This is a genomic window from Microbacterium sp. (genome assembly GCF_047971895.1).
Classification (GTDB): Bacteria; Actinomycetota; Actinomycetes; order Actinomycetales; family Microbacteriaceae; genus Microbacterium.
In genome coordinates this window covers 1-14976 of record NZ_JBKEAF010000041.1, presented here as the reverse complement: position 1 = coordinate 14976, position 14976 = coordinate 1, and the positions used below count along the sequence as shown (strand labels likewise).

Sequence of the window (14976 nt, the reverse complement as noted above, 5' to 3'; positions counted from 1 at the left end):
CACCGGAGCCGGTGAGCACCGCGACCACGGCGAGCCCGTGCATGAACCCGCCGACGAGCGTGCCCAGCAGCATGAGGTACGGCACGTTCACCGCGTAGGCGTCACGTGAGAGCCCGAAGCCGAGCAGCGCGTCCGTCGCCTGTCGCGCCGCGTCCAGAGCGCGGGCGAGCCGGCCTGCCGTGCGCTGCGCGACCGGGTGGTCGAGCCCACGCAGGGCCGTCACGTTCTCGTCGACGAGCGAGAAGAGCGTGGATGCTGTCGCCCCCCCGTTGCGGATGAGCTTGCGGCCGATGAGGTCGTTGGCCTGAATCGCCGTCGTGCCCTCATAGATCGACATGATGCGCGCGTCGCGGTAGTGCTGGGCGACACCGGTCTCTTCGATGAAGCCCGCCCCGCCGTGCACCTGGATCGCCTCGGAGGTGAGGCGCTGCGCCTCTTCGGTGGTCCATCCCTTGAAGATCGGCACGAGGAACTCGGCGAGCGCCGGGGTATCGTCGGCCTCGGCTCCCTCGAGAACGGCGCGGTCGAACAGGTCACCCAGCAGCACGCCCATGGCGCGCATCGCGAAGATCTCGCTCGACATCGACAGCAGCAGTCGCCGCACGTCGGGGTGGCCGGCGATCGGGGTGTCGTCGGCCCGGTCGAGAACCGCCCCCTGCACGCGCTGCGCAGCGTAGGCCGCCGCCCGCTGGTAGGCGCGGGCGGCGACGCCGGTGGCCTGCAGGCCCATGCCGGCGCGGGCTGCGTTCATCATGACGAACATGCCGGCCAGGCCGCCGTGCAGCGCACCCGCCAGGTACCCCGTGGCGCCGTCATAGTTCAGCACGCACGTGGGGCTGCCGTGGATGCCGAGCTTGTGCTCGAGCGACGCGGTCTCGACGCCGTTGCGGGTGCCGAGCGATCCGTCGGCGTTCACGAGCGACCGGGGCACCACGAAGAGCGAGATGCCCTTCGCGCCTGCGGGTGCGTCGGGCGTGCGCGCGAGCACGAGATGCACGATGTTCTCGGCGAGATCGTGGTCGCCCCACGTGATGAAGATCTTCTGGCCGCTGATCGACCACGTGCCGTCGTCGTTCGGGGTGGCCATGGTGCGGATCGCACCGAGGTCGGTGCCCGCCTGCGGTTCGGTCAGGTTCATGGTGCCCGTCCACCGACCCGCGACCATCGGCGCGAGGTAGGTCTCGCGCAGTTCATCGGAGGCGACGGCGTCGAGCGCGTGGATGGCTCCGGAGGTCAGCATCCAGTTCAGTGCGAACGCCATGTTCGCGGAGTTCCAGATCTCGCCCAGGCCGTTGTGCACGAGGGTCGGCAGGCCGTCGCCGCCGGCCGACTCGGGGGCTTCGGCGGTGATCCACCCCGCGCCCACGAGCGCTTCGAAAGCGGCGGCGAAGCCGTCGGGCAGGGTCGACTGCCCGTCGACGAGCCGTGCACCGACGCGGTCGCCGACCTGATCGAGGGGCGCGAGCACCTCGGCGGCGAACTCCCCGGCCGCCCGCAGCACGTCGATCGCGTCGTCGGCGGTCATGGCGCCCCCGGTCGCACGGGCGACGAGGTCGGCCCCGAACGCGTCGCGGTACAGGAAAGCGTAGTCCTCCACAGGAGCGGTGTAGGCCGCGGCATCCATCGATCTGTGTCCTTCCGAGCGAGAGCACGATACTGCGTTTCATTCTAGCTGGTACTGAGTCTCATACTCAAGGGCCGCTGGTGGGGCGGGGACTGGGGGCACTGGGGTATGCCCACACTCAGCATCTACACTCCGGACGCGCGCTATGCCGAGGTCCGAGGTCGAGACATTCCCTCATCGCCTCCGCAAAGCGACCCGAGTACGCTCGAAGCGTGACCAAAAGCGCTCCCCTCTCCCGCAAACCCTCGCTCTCCACAAAGCTCAGCGCCATCGCCGAGTCGGCGACCCTCAAGGTGGACGCCAAGGCCAAGGCGCTGAAGGCCGAGGGCCGACCCGTCATCTCGTATGCCGCGGGCGAGCCCGACTTCTCCACCCCGCAGTTCATCGTCGACGCCGCCGCTGAGGCACTGACGGAGCCGGCGAACTTCCGGTACACCCCCGCGCCCGGGCTGCCGGTGCTGCGCGAAGCGATCGCAGCCAAGACCCTGCGCGACTCGGGCCTGGAGGTCGACCCGTCGCAGATCGTCGTCACCAACGGCGGCAAGCAGGCGGTGTATCAGGCGTTCCAGGCCGTGGTGAATCCGGGCGACGAGGTGCTGCTGCCCGCGCCGTACTGGACGACCTACCCGGAGGCGATCGCCCTGGCCGACGGCACGCCCGTGGAGGTGTTCGCCGGCGCCGACCAGGAGTACAAGGTCACCGTCGCGCAGCTTGAAGCGGCGCGCACCGACAAGACCACGGTGCTCGTGTTCGTGTCGCCGTCGAACCCGACCGGCGCGGTGTACACGCCGGAGGAAACGCGGGCCATCGGCCAGTGGGCTGTGGAACACGGCATCTGGATCATCACCGACGAGATCTACCAGAACCTGGTCTATGAGGGCACCAAGGCCGTCTCGATCGTCGAGGCTGTTCCTGAGGCGGCGGGTCAGACGATCCTCGTCAACGGCGTCGCGAAGACGTATGCGATGACCGGCTGGCGGGTGGGCTGGATGGTGGGACCGAAGGATGCGGTCAAGGTCGCCGCCAACCTGCAGTCGCACCTGACGAGCAACGTCAACAACATCGCGCAGCGCGCGGCGCTGGCCGCGCTGACCGGCCCGCAGGACGAGGCCGAGCAGATGCGTGTCGCGTTCGACCGGCGTCGGCGCCTCATCGTCGCCGAGCTCGCGAAGATCGACGGCGTCACGGTGCCGAACCCGCTGGGCGCGTTCTACGCCTACCCGGACGTGCGGGGCCTGCTCGGCCGCGAGTGGCGTGGCAAGCGAATCGAGACCTCGCTCGAACTCGCCGACCTCATCCTCGACGAAGCCGAGGTGGCGGTGGTGCCGGGAGAGGCTTTCGGGCCGAGCGGCTACCTGCGCCTGTCGTACGCGCTCGGCGACGACCAGCTGCGTGAGGGCATGCAGCGCCTGCAGCAGCTCTTCGCACAGTGACCTACATATCGTTGCTCGATGTATTTCTATTGTAAAACAATATACTCGCTCTGTGGATAACACGTACCGGCCCTCTCTCACGGTTCGCGCGCGCCGAGCAGTCGTGCTCGCCAGCGCAATGCTGCTCCTGACCGGATGCATAGGCCAGGCGCCCTCTCCCTCGTCGACGTACACGGACGAGTCGGGCCAGACGGTCGTCGCCGACTGGATGGACTATCCAGCCCACGCGGGAACCGACGGCGACGTTCTGCTCGATGCGCCGGACCAGACTCAGCTCGAACAGCCTGCTCGAGAACTCATCGAGCAGATCCGCACCGCCGTAGAGAAGGAATCCGGCATCGCCCTGTCTCCGAGCGAGCCCGAGCAGTCCTGGTTCGACGCGGACGACTGGTACCCGCACACGGGCAACGGCTACGGGGGCGACTCGATGCTCATCACGGTCAACTGCTGCGAGCTGCAGTCCGACGACGTCCCGCCACGTGCGCGATGGGGCGATCTCATCGTGGCGGCGAACCGGGCAGCCGTCGATGCCGGGCTCGGGTCGTTCGTTCTCGACCGCGACGCTATGGGCTCCGAATACCGCGACAAGTACTGCAACCGTCCCGGCGGCGAGTGCTGGAGCGTTTCGGCGACCGTCTACGACGGATACCAGTGGGTGTACCTCACGATCCAGGATGCGTCGCTCGATCCTTCGGGGAATGCTGCCAAGGAGGCGGAAGACGTGGGCTGGCCGACCGCAAGCATCGCGATCGGGTACGGCGCGACAGTAGTCCGGGCGGGCGAGTCGGCCGCCTACGCGCAGGCGATGGAACCGTTCCTCGGTCTTGAACGCCCTGACGGAACGACCTCCGACTGAGGTGTCCGCTCCGCGACGACGCTACTCGACCATCTGGTCGGTGATGGGCGATTCGTTGCCTGCCAAGTCGAACCCGACGGCGCAGAAGCGCGCGGGCAGCTCACTCTTGTCGAGGAACACGGGCTGCCGGCGGTACGACGCGTAGGCGTCGCGGTCGGCGCAGTCGACCTCGTCGGGCGATCCGTACAGCATCCAGATCTCGGAGATGTCGGGCAGGTCGAACAGCGGGTCGATCATGATCGCGTCGCCGACGTCTTCGACGAGCAACTGCGGACCGAAGGCCGGGGGCACCGCGTCGATCGAGAACACGAACCGAGCGGCGAGCTGCTCCTGCCCGGGCACGGCCGCGCAGGCGAGCACGAACCCGTTCTCGGTCGGCAGCGTGATCGGCACGACGACGGGTTCTTCCGCGTCGGGCACGAGCGTCACCCGACTCGCGTCAGCGTAGGCGACCGGGTCGGTGCAGCGGGATGCGTCGCCCAGCGCCACATTCTGGATCACCGCGACCTCTTCCGCGGTGTCACCGCGCAGCGCGAGCTCGGGCTCGAGCCCGATGCCATCGGTGCCGTCCGCCCCGAAGATGCCTCCCCCGTCGATGTCCCACAGGGTGGTGACCGGCAGCGGGCACCCGCCGTCGAGTGCGAAGACGCCGTCGACGAAGCAATCGCCGACACCGGCGACCTGGGTGCCGTAACTGGTGTCGGGAACGAACACGGCGGCATCGCCGTCGACCTCACAGGGCTTGCCGAGATAGCACGTGTCACCGCGCTCGACCGGCACACCCGTGTTGGTGGTGTTCAGCAGTGCGACGATCTCGCCACCGGCGATGAGCGGCGATCCCGATGACCCGCCGAGCACGCCAGGGCAGTCGTTGCGCGGGGCATCGAACCACAGCCACCGGCCCTCGATGACGTCGGCGGTCGCTCCGAGCGTGCATTCGCCCTTGCGCAGCACCCACTCCTCCGGCATCACGTTCTGCGTCGGCGCGGCGATGTTCACCACGTCGAGCCCCTCGGCGGGCACGGCAGCTCCGACCGACAACGGAACGGCACCGGCCGCTCGCAGCTCGCCGAGCGTCGCATCCAGCCGCACGACGGCGACGTCGATGCCGCGCATCGTGCCGTACTCGAACCGCACCACCGGCACGTCGAGCACGTCGGCCTCGGCCGCACCGGCGACCGCGAAGAAGTGCGCTTGGCCGAACCCCTCCTCGTCGACGACGGTGCGGTTGGCGGGTCCGGTGTCGAGACCGATGCAGTGGCCGTTCGTCAGCAGGTAGGCCGGGGCGGTGTCGACGCCCGTCTCGACGAGACTGGCGGTGCACGAGCTCGCCAGGTCGACCCGGGCGACGCCGCCGTACACCTCGAGCTCAGCGGCATCCAGCGGCGGCGCCGGCACGACGGCCTCGGCGGTCGGCGCAGGCGGCGGGCCCGCGGCATCCCCTCCGGCGCACGCCGTCAGCACCATCACGACCGCAGCCGCAACGCCCACTCCCCAGATTCTGCGCACCGCGCCCCTCCCTAGACCCACGCCTGCTACTTCTCAGTATCCGGCACATCGCCGTCGACATCGAGCATCGGCAGATCAGTCGGGCGCGTCTCATCGCCGCGACCGCGCTCTTCGGCCTCCGCCTTGCTCGTCGGCGGGGCGTCGCGCACCCGGGGGAAGCGCTCGCCATCGCGCGGAATCGACTGGATGCGGGTGCGCGGCAGACCCTCAGGATTCTCGCGCTGCAGCCACAGCAGCATCTCTTCGCGCACGGTGCGGGTGAGGTCGAACATCTTGAACGAGTCCTCGGCGCTGACCAGCGCCCGCACCTGCACATAGCCGCCGACGGTCTCGGTGACGCGCAACGACGAGGCCACGCCGTCCCACAGTCCACTGTTGTCGAGGATGACGTCGAGCTGGGCGCGCATGCGCGGGATGTCGACGCCCCAGTCGAGGTCGAACAACACGGTGCCCAGCACCGCGCTCGACCGGCGCGTCCAGTTCTCATACGGCTGCTGGGTGAAGTACGTGGAGGGCAGCACGAGGCGGCGCTCGTCCCAGATGCGCACCACGACATAGGTGAGGGTGATCTCCTCGATATACCCCCACTCGTTGTCGACGACGACGACGTCCTCGAGCCGCACCGCACCGCTGAAGGCGAGTTGCAGCCCGGCGAAGAGATTGCCCAGCGTCGACTGTGCGGCAAGACCCGCGACCACCGACAGGAACCCGGCCGAAGCGAGCAGCGTCGTGCCGACCGCCGCGATCGCGGGGATCGTCAGGAGTGCGGCACCCACCCCGATGACGACTGTGCCCGCGCCGATGAGGCGCCGGATGACCGCCACCTGGGTGCGCGCGCGACGCGCCTGCCAGCCGTCCGAGCCGTCCTCGGCATACCGAGTCAGGCCCACGTCGGCAGCGAACGCCAGGGCCGAGCCGATCGCCCACGAGATCGACAGGATCAGCAGCATCAGGAACACCTGCCGGAAGATCTCGCGCCCCTCACCGGCCAGCGGGAGCGTCACCCCCAGGCCGATCCATACGAGCACCACCGACAGCAGCACGATGAATGGTGCGCGCGTGCGGCGCTCGAGCAGCACCACCCACGGCTTGCCACGCCCCGCCATGCGCACGATGCGCGTGATGACGAAGGTCGCGACGATGACGGTGATCGCGCCGGCCACGAGCACGATCAGCGCGTTCAGCACCACGGGCAGATTCCAGAACGAGACCATGGGCACCCACGATAGGTGCCCCGGGCGATCGTCACAAACGCCGGCGCGCGCTACAGCTCGACGTCGATGAGCACGGGCTCGGGCTGCAGAATGAGCCCGAACTCCGCGGCGACCCGGCTCTGGATGTACCGGGCCAGTTCGCTCAGTTCGGCGGCTGTCGCCCCCCCGCGGTTGGTGAGGGCGAGCGCGTGCTTCGTCGACACGGCGGCGCGCGAACGCGGGAGGGTGAAGCCCTTGCGGATGCCGGACTGCTCGATGAGCCAGGCGGCGCTCACCTTGACGTCGGAGGCGACGCCCGACGGCTTCGGCACGTGCCCGTCGAACTCCGCCAGCGGAATCACGGTGACCGGTTCGAGGTCGGGCTCGACCGGCCAACGAGGGCAGTCGGCGGGGAGGGTGCGCGCGAAGGACGCCGACACGATCGCGTTCTGGAAGAACGAGCCGGCACTGTGGGTGTCGGGGTCGTGCTCGTCGAGCACCATGCCCTTGCTGCGGCGGGTGGACAGCACGTGCTCGCGGATCCACCGTAGCGACACCGCCTGGCCGGCCTCGAGCCCGAGCGCGCGGCGCAGCTGCTCGCCGGCGATGGTGCGTTCGGCGTCGCCGACCTCGGTGAGCTCGAGGGTGGCCGAGAGGATGACCGCCCGGCGCTGGGGCACCGACCCGTGATGATGCTTGAGCACCGAGGTGCGAAAGCCGAGGCCGAGATCGGATGCCGCGACCGTCACCGGCTCGTCGGCGCCCTCGTCGAGCAGCTCCACCTCGACGAGGGTCTGCTGGACCTCCTGCCCGTAGGCGCCGACGTTCTGCACCGGCGCACCGCCGACGGTGCCCGGGATCCCCGACATCGCCTCGATGCCGGCGAGTCCCTCGTCGACGGTGTACGCGACCAGGGCGTCCCACTCGTGCCCGGCGTGCACACGCAGACGCACCGTGCCGGGACGGGCTCCCGGCATCCGTTCGATCCCGCTCGTCAGCACCCGCACGACGGTGCCGCCGAGCGGCTCGTCGCCCACGAACAGGTTCGAGCCGCCGCCGAGCGCGAGCCACGGCTCGTCACCGGCCCACGCGTCGTGCAGCGCCGCGATCAGCTCGCCGCGGGTCGTCGCATCGATCATGCGCTCGGGCGCGCCACCCGTGCGCAGCGTCGTCAGCCGCGACAGCGGAAGGGGCGTGACGTCGGGCATGTCAGCGGCGAACCCGCACCTGCGCCTTGCCGAGCACCGTCGTGTCGGCGCACGTGACCGTCAGGTCGATACGGGCGGTCTCGTCGTCGACAGCGGCGACCATGGCGACGACGGTGACGTCAGCGCCGCCGTCGGCGTCTACGACCACGGGGCGGGTGAAGCGCACGCCGTATTCGACGATACGGCCGGTATCGCCCAGCCACGGCATGATCGTCTCGACCGCCAGACCCATGGTGAGCATCCCGTGCGCGAGCACGCCGGGCAGGCCGACCTTCGCGGCCACGTCGTCGCGGTAGTGGATGGGGTTGAGATCTCCCGACGCCCCCGCGTACCGGACGAGCGATTCGCGGGTGAGGTGGACCGTGCGCTCGGCGACCACGTCTCCGATGTTCACGCATCTCCTCCGATCAGCAGGATCGAGGTGGCCGTGACGACATGGGTGCCGGCGGCATCCACGATCTCGGCCTCGCTCGTGACCATCGCCCCCTTGCCCACCGCGCGCACGCCGGTGATGCTCAGCTGCGCGATCAGCTCGTCACCGGCGACGATGGGGCGCGTGTAGCGGAAGCGCTGCTCGGCGTGGATCGTGCGCTCCAGAGCGATGCCCGCATCGGGATCGGCCAGCAGCTGCTGCAGCGTGCGGTCCTGGACGACCATCGCGAACGTCGGCGGTGCGACGACATCGGTGTAGCCGAGAGCCTGCGCGGCAGCCGGATCGGTGTGCTGCGGGTCAGTCGCGAAGACGGCGCGCGCGAATTCGCGCACCTTCTCTCGCCCCACCAGGTACGGGGACGTCGGCGGAAACACACGGCCGACCAGATCGGGGTTCACGGGCACCCCGCCATCCTACCGATGCCCCCACACCGGCTCAGCGGCCGCGACCGCGCACCGCGCGCACCGCCATCTGCACGGCGATGACCGCCAGGAACACGGCGAACAGCACGTTGCCGACGAACGGGTCGAGCAGCGTCGAGAACCACGCGCCGAGCGCCGTTGTCGTGCACGCCGACACGCCGATCAGCGCCGCGCCGAACAGGTCGACGTTGCGGCGGTGCACGTTGCCCACGGTGCCCGAGAACGCCGTCGGGATCATCATCAGCAGCGACGTGCCCTTCGCGATGAGGTCGCTCGTCCCGAACAGCAGGATCAGCGCCGGCACCACCACGACACCTCCGCCGACGCCGAGCAGCCCGGCCAGCACACCGGTGATCATGCCGAGCACCGCCAGCCCGGGACCGGTGACCCACGTCAGCTCGAGCACGGCGTCCCGCGACGGCACCACGACGAACAGGCTCACGATCACCACGACCAGGAATGCGACGAAGCACCACCGCAGCAGCCGCTGCGACAGCCGGGGCAGCAGCCACGTGCCCAGTTGCGCGCCGATCACAGCACCCGCCGCGAGGATCAGGGCGGGAATCCACGCCACCGCCCCGTGCACCGCATACGAGACGACACCCACCGCCGCGGTCGGCACGATCGCCGCCAGCGACGTGCCCGCCGCCAGACGCTGGTCGAAGCGCAGCAGCAGCACGAGGAACGGCACGATGACGGTGCCCCCGCCGACCCCGAACAGACCGGAGAGCAGTCCCGCGACCAATCCGATCCCGACGAACACCAGCACGGCGCGGGGGCGGCGCCGTCGCGTCGGTGCCGTGTCATCCACCGCACCACCCTATCGGCGCGCCCGCGGCATCCGTCGCGCCCGGCCGCGGCGGTCGCGCCGTCTGCGTGACCTGTGAGGACGCTGAGTACTAGAGTGAACGCGATGGCGCATCTGCCGCGCCGCCCTCTCACGAAAGGCACGCCCGTGCGATTCATCGAAGCGACTGTGGAGTATCAGGGATTCTGGGGCTCGTTCTGGGACCTGATCTGGTGGTTCCTTTCGGCCTTCATCTTCGTCGCATACATCTTCGCGCTGTTCGCGATCATCAGCGACCTGTTCCGCGACCGCAAGCTGAACGGCTGGTTCAAGGCGCTGTGGATTCTGTTCCTCATCTTCGTGCCGTTCCTGACGGTGCTGGTCTACCTCATCGCGCGTGGTCGCGGCATGGGCGAGCGCAGTGCGCAGGTGGCGCAGCAGCAGCAGCAGGCGGCGGATGCGTACATCAAGCAGGTCGCGGGCACGAGCCCGGCAGACGAGATCGCCAAGGCGCAGTCGCTGCTGGACTCCGGCGCGATCTCGCAGGTCGAGTTCGACCGGCTGAAGGCGCGCGCCCTGAGCTGAGCCCGCGTTGACGCTCGACGCGGTCGTCGTCGGCTCCGGGCCGAACGGTCTGGCCGCGGCGGTCACCCTTGCCCGCGCGGGGCTGCGCGTGCAGGTGCTTGAGCGCGAGACGACCGCCGGTGGCGGTGCGCGCACGACCGAGCTCACGCTGTCGGGGTTCCGGCACGACGTGTGCTCGGCCGTGCATCCGCTCGCGCTGGCGTCGGAGTTCTTCCGCGGGTTCGCGCTCGAGCGCCGCGTGTCCTTCGTCACCCCCGAGGCGTCGTTCGCGCAGCCGCTGGACGGCGGCAGGGCGGCGGTCGCCTACCGCTCGCTCCCCCGCACCGCCGCCGAGCTCGGCCGGGACGGGCGGGCATACGCGCGACTGGTCGGCCCCCTCGCGCGGCGGGCGGATCAGGTGGCCGCCATCACGGGCGCGCCGTTGCTGCCGGCACCCCGGCATCCCCTCGCCCTCGCCCGCCTCGGTGTCGCGAGCCTGCGCCAGGGCGGGCCCTGGTGGAGCGCCGGCTTCCGCGACGACACGGCGCCCGCCCTGCTGACCGGGGCGATGGCGCATGCGATCCTCCCGCTGCCGGGCCTGGCCGCCGCGGGTGCCGGACTCGCATTGACCGCCTACGCGCACGCACGCGGGTGGCCGATCCCTGTCGGCGGGTCGCAGGCGATCGTCGACGCACTGATCGCCGACCTCGAGGCGCACGGGGGCGGCGTCGAGACCGGCATCGACGTGGGATCGCTGGCCGAGCTGCCCCCGGCACGAGCGGTGCTGCTGGATGTCACGCCGCGTGCGTTGGTGCGTCTGGCGGGAGAGCGGATGCCGGCGGCCTACCGCCGCGCGATGACCCGCTTCCGCTACGGCAACGGCGTCGCCAAGGTCGACTTCGCTGTGAGTGCGCCGGTGCCGTGGGCCGACGAGCGGCTGCGCGCGGCCGGCACGGTGCACGTCGGCGGCACGAGAGCCGAGATGGCCGTGAGCGAGCGCGAGGTGGCGCGCGGGCGGCATCCCGATTCGCCCTACGTGCTCGTCTCGCAGCCGACCCTGTTCGATCCGTCACGCGCTCCCACCGGCCGGCACACCCTGTGGGCGTACACGCACGTGCCCGCCGGGTCGCGCCGCAACCGCACCGAAGCCGTCGTGCGGCAGCTCGAGCGATTCGCTCCGGGTTTTCGCGACACGATCCTGGCGACGGCGTCGCGGGATGCCGCGGCCGTCGCCGCGCACAACCCCAACTTCGTGGGTGGCGACATCGCGGCCGGTGAGCCATCGTTCGCGCAACTGCTGCGCAGGCCGGTGATCTCGGGCGATCCGTGGCGCACGCCACTGCCGGGCGTCTACCTGTGCTCCGCCTCGACGGCACCGGGCCCGGGCGTGCACGGCATGGCCGGATGGCGAGCGGCACTCAGCGTGCTGCGACACGAGTTCGGCATGCGCGAGGCACCCGCACTCGCCCCCTGAGCCGGGTCAGCCGCGTTCGCGCAGCGTGCAGGTGATCTGGTTCGCCGTCTGCCCGGTGATCGCCTCGGGCAGCACCACGGCGTCGTCGGCCGGCGGGGCGGGCTCGGGTGTGGCGCCCGGTGAGCCCGACGGCGCGGGGCTCGGCTCGGTCTCGACCTCGCCCTTGACCTCCTGCGAGTTCGAGGCGCCCGGGCTCGTCTTCCCGGTGAGGGCGATCGGCTTGTTCTGCGCCAGGGCGTCGAACAGCACGCCGGCCGGCTCGCGCAGCGGGATCACCCGGTCACTGTCGCCGTCGGGCACGTACCCGGTGGGGTACTGAAGGAAGGCGATGTCTTCGAAGGCGACGTCCTTGACCGCCATCGCGATCTGCACCATGCGCGTCGGGTTGGTCAGCCCCGTGCTGAGGGCGAGCTGGCCGCTGTTCATCTGCTGCAGCGCCGTGTTCGCCAGCCCGAACAGCGTGCCGGCGTTCGACAGCACCTCTTCGGACTTGAGCGTGCGCACCAGCGACGACATGAACTGCTGCTGGTTCGAGATGCGCGACAGATCGGAGCCATCGCCGATGCCGTGCCGGATGCGCAGGAACTGCAGCGCCTGCAGCCCCTGCAGAGTCGGCGTGCCAGCCGTGAGGTTGAGGCCGGTGTGCCTGTCACGGATGTCTTCGGCGATGCACACCTGCACTCCGCCGATCGCATCCGAGATGTTGATGACGCCGGTCCACCGGATGGCCGCGGCGAAGTCGATGTTGACGCCGGTGAGCGCCGACACGGTGAGCACGGTGCACGGCAGACCACCGTACGAGTACGACGCGTTGAGCATCTGCGAGCTCATCGCCGAATAGCGCCCACCCTCGCCGTCCGGACAGGACGGGATGGGAACGAGCATGTCGCGCGGGAACGACACGACGGTCACGCGCCGCGGGTTGTCGGCGATGTGCACGAGCATCGTCACGTCGTTGCGCTCACCCTCGAGGTTGGGGTCGGCGCACTGCGGGAAGTACTCGAGGCTCTGCCCCTCGCACGAGTCGGTGCCGACGAGGAGGATGTTCACGCCGCCCTCGATCTCACCGAGGGTCGGTGGCAGCTGGTCGTCGGAGGTCCCGATGTCGACGCCGCTCGCGGCGGCCGCCTCGACCGCGTTCCACGCGTAGAACGCAGCGGTGCTCGCGCCGCTGACCAACACCACCGCGAGCACGACGGCCACCAGCGTGACGATCTGGCCGACGGGGTTCGGCGACGTCAGCCGGCCGTGGCGCGCGACCGTGGCCCGACGATGTCGGGGCGGCTTCGGCGATGCGCTCACTCAGTCCTCCGCGATCAGGAGCAGAGGCAGGCTATCAGCGCAGCGGGTCGAACGGTGCGATCGCCGGGTCGACACGGCCGGTGACGATCTGCTCGGCGAGCAGCTTTCCGGTGACCGGGCCCAGCACGATGCCCCACATGCCGTGTCCGCCGGCGACATACACGCCCGGTGCCCTCGTGGCGCCCACGAGCGGCAGCCCGTCGGGGGTGACCGGGCGCGACCCCACCCACTCGTCATGGCGGTCGTCGAGGTCCATTCCGGTGAACAGCGTGCGCGCCTGGTTGACGATCGCCTGGATGCGACGGGGCTGCTGCGGTTCGTCGGGGCGGCGGAACTCCATCGTCCCGGCGATGCGGAACCGGCCCTGGTATGGAGTGCACGCGATGCGCTGGAACGGTAGGTACACGGGGTGCTCGATCGGCTCGTCGGTGTCGACGGTGAACGAGTAGCCGCGCCCGGCCTGCACCCGCACCCTGACCCCGAGCGGCCGGGCGAGCTGCGGCATCCAGGCGCCGGTCGCGATGACGACCGAATCGGCGGTCAGTTGCTCGCCACCCGCGAGCGTGACCCGGCCGGTGTCGACGGCGGTGACCGTCGCCCCAGCGCGGATCTCGCCGCCGCGGGCGCGCACCGCGTCGGCGAGCGCCTCGACGAACGGACCGGGCTCGATGAACCGCTGCCCGTCGAGGCGGTAGGCGACGGTGACTGCATCGGAGAGCTGCGACACCAGGGAGCGCGGGTCGTCGAGCCGCTCGAACGGCACGTCCTGGCCGTGGCGGATGACCCCCTCGATCTCGTGCAAGAAGCCGCGCGAGTGGGCCTCGTCGGTGAAGCCGATGACGAATGGGCCCTTGCGGGTCCAGGCATCCACTCCCCCGTCGGCGAGCTCGTCGAAGCTGGCGAGTGCCAGCTTGTCGATCGGGGTGAGCGCGGCCATCGTGCGATTCCACGCCCGCATCGTGCCGTGCACGGCGAAGCGGGCCAGGAACGACCAGAGCCCGGGGTCGGCTCGGAAGGGCACGTGCAGCGCGGCGTCCGGATTGAGCAGCGCCGTGGGTCCGTACGTCCACAGGCTGGGGTCGGCGAGCGGGATCGCCTTGCCCGGGGTCAGCCAGCCGGCATTGCCCCAGCTCGAGCCCGCGGCCACGCCGGTGCGGTCGAGCACGGTGACCTCGACGCCGTGCTCCTGCAGATGCCATGCGGTCGCGAGCCCGACCATGCCGGCACCGATGACGATCGAACGCGCCAACACACCCTCCTCTTTCTGCCTGCCGTCAATTATGCAGAAATAGATGGTGAACAATCCGCTATACGATGATTCTTATGCAGATGGTTTCTCTATGTGCAGAATCTTCGATCTGAAAGGCAGGCGAGCATGACGATGGAGGATTCTTCGGACCGCTTCGACACCGACGACATCGACCTTGCACTCCTCGCCGAGCTGGAACGCAACGGACGCGTCTCGAACAGCGAGCTGGCCGCGCGCGTCGGCATCGCCGAGTCGACGTGCCACAAGCGGGTGCGGCGACTCATGGCATCCGGCGCCGTGCGCGGCATCCACGCCGACATCGACCCGGCCGCCTTCGGCCTCGACCTCGAAGCGCTCATCGCGATCCGCCTGCACGCGCACACGCGCGGCGACCTGCGTCGCTTCCAGACCTACCTCGAACGGTTGCCCGCCACCCGGCATGTGTACTTCGTGGCCGGCGACCAGGACTTCCTCGTGCACGTCGCCGTGCGCGATGCGGCAGCAATGCGCGAGCTCGTCAGCGACACGCTGAGCCTGCGCGCCGAGGTCGCCGCCACCAACACGAGCCTCATCTTCGACCACGCCGCTGGGCAACGTGAGAGGTGACGCCGTACCCCGTGCCGAGAACATACACGTCACCTCGGTACAGGGCGCGTGCGGGGCATCCGTCCTGCTCTCGGTCACATCGCATGTTCTCGGCACCGCACGCGGATCGCCGCGGGCTGCAACTTCACGCAGAACCTGATCGTCTCGCCCACGTGCGCGCCGTCGATCTCGAACTCCCGCGTCATCCAGGCTCTTCGCCCGACCGTGTGCGACCGACTCGCTGCTCGTCGCATCCGTACCCGAGACGATGCGCTTGAGCCAACTGTCCCACATCGTCGCGTTCAGCGCCCCATCTCTCTCTAGTGGGTGTCTTCGT

At 69.9% G+C, this 14976-nt stretch carries 14 protein-coding genes; 5 read left to right on the top strand and 9 right to left on the bottom strand.

All coding sequences use genetic code 11. From position 1 onward, the window contains the following. Positions 1 to 1624, bottom strand: a 1624-nt coding sequence (locus ACK5IN_RS04000) for an acyl-CoA dehydrogenase (RefSeq protein WP_416894928.1), incomplete at its 3' end; no start/stop codon positions are given. 212 nt (positions 1625 to 1836) lie between these two features. Between ACK5IN_RS04000 and ACK5IN_RS03995 the strand changes: the two genes are divergently transcribed. Continuing rightward, complete coding sequence (locus ACK5IN_RS03995; RefSeq protein WP_416894927.1) at positions 1837 to 3057, top strand: pyridoxal phosphate-dependent aminotransferase; 1221 nt, start codon at positions 1837 to 1839, stop codon at positions 3055 to 3057. 52 nt (positions 3058 to 3109) lie between these two features. Beyond that, complete coding sequence (locus ACK5IN_RS03990) at positions 3110 to 3913, top strand: hypothetical protein (RefSeq protein WP_416894926.1); 804 nt, start codon at positions 3110 to 3112, stop codon at positions 3911 to 3913. Between the two features lie 21 nt (positions 3914 to 3934). Here ACK5IN_RS03990 and ACK5IN_RS03985 read toward each other — a convergent pair whose 3' ends face one another. The 6 genes from ACK5IN_RS03985 to ACK5IN_RS03960 are packed head-to-tail and all read right to left on the bottom strand — an operon-like array spanning position 3935 to position 9489. Continuing rightward, a complete protein-coding gene (locus ACK5IN_RS03985) occupies positions 3935 to 5404 on the bottom strand; it encodes a trypsin-like serine peptidase (protein ID WP_416894925.1) in 1470 nt (489 codons plus the stop codon). 44 nt (positions 5405 to 5448) lie between these two features. Further along, positions 5449 to 6636 (bottom strand): mechanosensitive ion channel family protein, encoded by a 1188-nt coding sequence (locus ACK5IN_RS03980; RefSeq protein WP_416894924.1) that lies wholly within the window; start codon positions 6634 to 6636, stop codon positions 5449 to 5451. A gap of 50 nt (positions 6637 to 6686) precedes the next feature. Continuing rightward, on the bottom strand, positions 6687 to 7823 hold the full coding sequence (locus tag ACK5IN_RS03975; protein WP_416894923.1) for a UDP-N-acetylmuramate dehydrogenase: 1137 nt from the start codon (positions 7821 to 7823) through the stop codon (positions 6687 to 6689). A 1-nt stretch (position 7824) separates the two neighbouring features. Continuing rightward, complete coding sequence (locus ACK5IN_RS03970; protein WP_416894922.1) at positions 7825 to 8217, bottom strand: MaoC/PaaZ C-terminal domain-containing protein; 393 nt, start codon at positions 8215 to 8217, stop codon at positions 7825 to 7827. Continuing rightward, the gene (locus tag ACK5IN_RS03965; protein ID WP_416894921.1) at positions 8214 to 8660 is read right to left on the bottom strand and encodes an FAS1-like dehydratase domain-containing protein; all 447 of its coding nucleotides are present in this window, start codon (positions 8658 to 8660) and stop codon (positions 8214 to 8216) included. The genes ACK5IN_RS03970 and ACK5IN_RS03965 overlap by 4 nt, the downstream gene beginning before the upstream one ends. 31 nt (positions 8661 to 8691) lie before the next feature. Further along, complete coding sequence (locus ACK5IN_RS03960) at positions 8692 to 9489, bottom strand: sulfite exporter TauE/SafE family protein (protein ID WP_416894920.1); 798 nt, start codon at positions 9487 to 9489, stop codon at positions 8692 to 8694. 144 nt (positions 9490 to 9633) lie between these two features. Between ACK5IN_RS03960 and ACK5IN_RS03955 the strand changes: the two genes are divergently transcribed. Beyond that, positions 9634 to 10050: an SHOCT domain-containing protein gene (locus ACK5IN_RS03955; RefSeq protein ID WP_416894919.1), complete on the top strand. Its 417-nt coding sequence runs from the start codon at positions 9634 to 9636 to the stop codon at positions 10048 to 10050. Between the two features lie 7 nt (positions 10051 to 10057). Next, positions 10058 to 11503, top strand: coding sequence for a phytoene desaturase family protein (locus tag ACK5IN_RS03950; RefSeq protein ID WP_416894918.1), 1446 nt, complete (start codon positions 10058 to 10060; stop codon positions 11501 to 11503). A gap of 6 nt (positions 11504 to 11509) precedes the next feature. On the opposite strand, the gene ACK5IN_RS03945 is transcribed toward ACK5IN_RS03950, so the two are convergent. Together ACK5IN_RS03945 and ACK5IN_RS03940 are read right to left on the bottom strand one after the other, a co-directional pair. Beyond that, entirely contained in the window at positions 11510 to 12805 is a 1296-nt protein-coding gene (locus ACK5IN_RS03945) for an LCP family protein (RefSeq protein ID WP_416894917.1), read from the bottom strand. A 34-nt stretch (positions 12806 to 12839) separates the two neighbouring features. Beyond that, the gene (locus ACK5IN_RS03940) at positions 12840 to 14054 is read right to left on the bottom strand and encodes an NAD(P)/FAD-dependent oxidoreductase (protein ID WP_416894916.1); all 1215 of its coding nucleotides are present in this window, start codon (positions 14052 to 14054) and stop codon (positions 12840 to 12842) included. A 132-nt stretch (positions 14055 to 14186) separates the two neighbouring features. Here ACK5IN_RS03940 and ACK5IN_RS03935 point away from each other — a divergent pair, with 132 nt between their 5' ends. Continuing rightward, positions 14187 to 14660 (top strand): Lrp/AsnC family transcriptional regulator, encoded by a 474-nt coding sequence (locus ACK5IN_RS03935; protein WP_416894915.1) that lies wholly within the window; start codon positions 14187 to 14189, stop codon positions 14658 to 14660. The last annotated feature ends 316 nt before the right edge of the window (positions 14661 to 14976 follow it).

Coding starts and splice junctions, on each gene's coding strand:
- ACK5IN_RS03980 (WP_416894924.1), bottom strand. CDS start 6,636: ATGGTCTCGTTCTGGAATCTGCCCGTGGTGCTGAACGCGCTGATCGTG.
- ACK5IN_RS03975 (WP_416894923.1), bottom strand. CDS start 7,823: ATGCCCGACGTCACGCCCCTTCCGCTGTCGCGGCTGACGACGCTGCGC.
- ACK5IN_RS03935 (WP_416894915.1), top strand. CDS start 14,187: ATGGAGGATTCTTCGGACCGCTTCGACACCGACGACATCGACCTTGCA.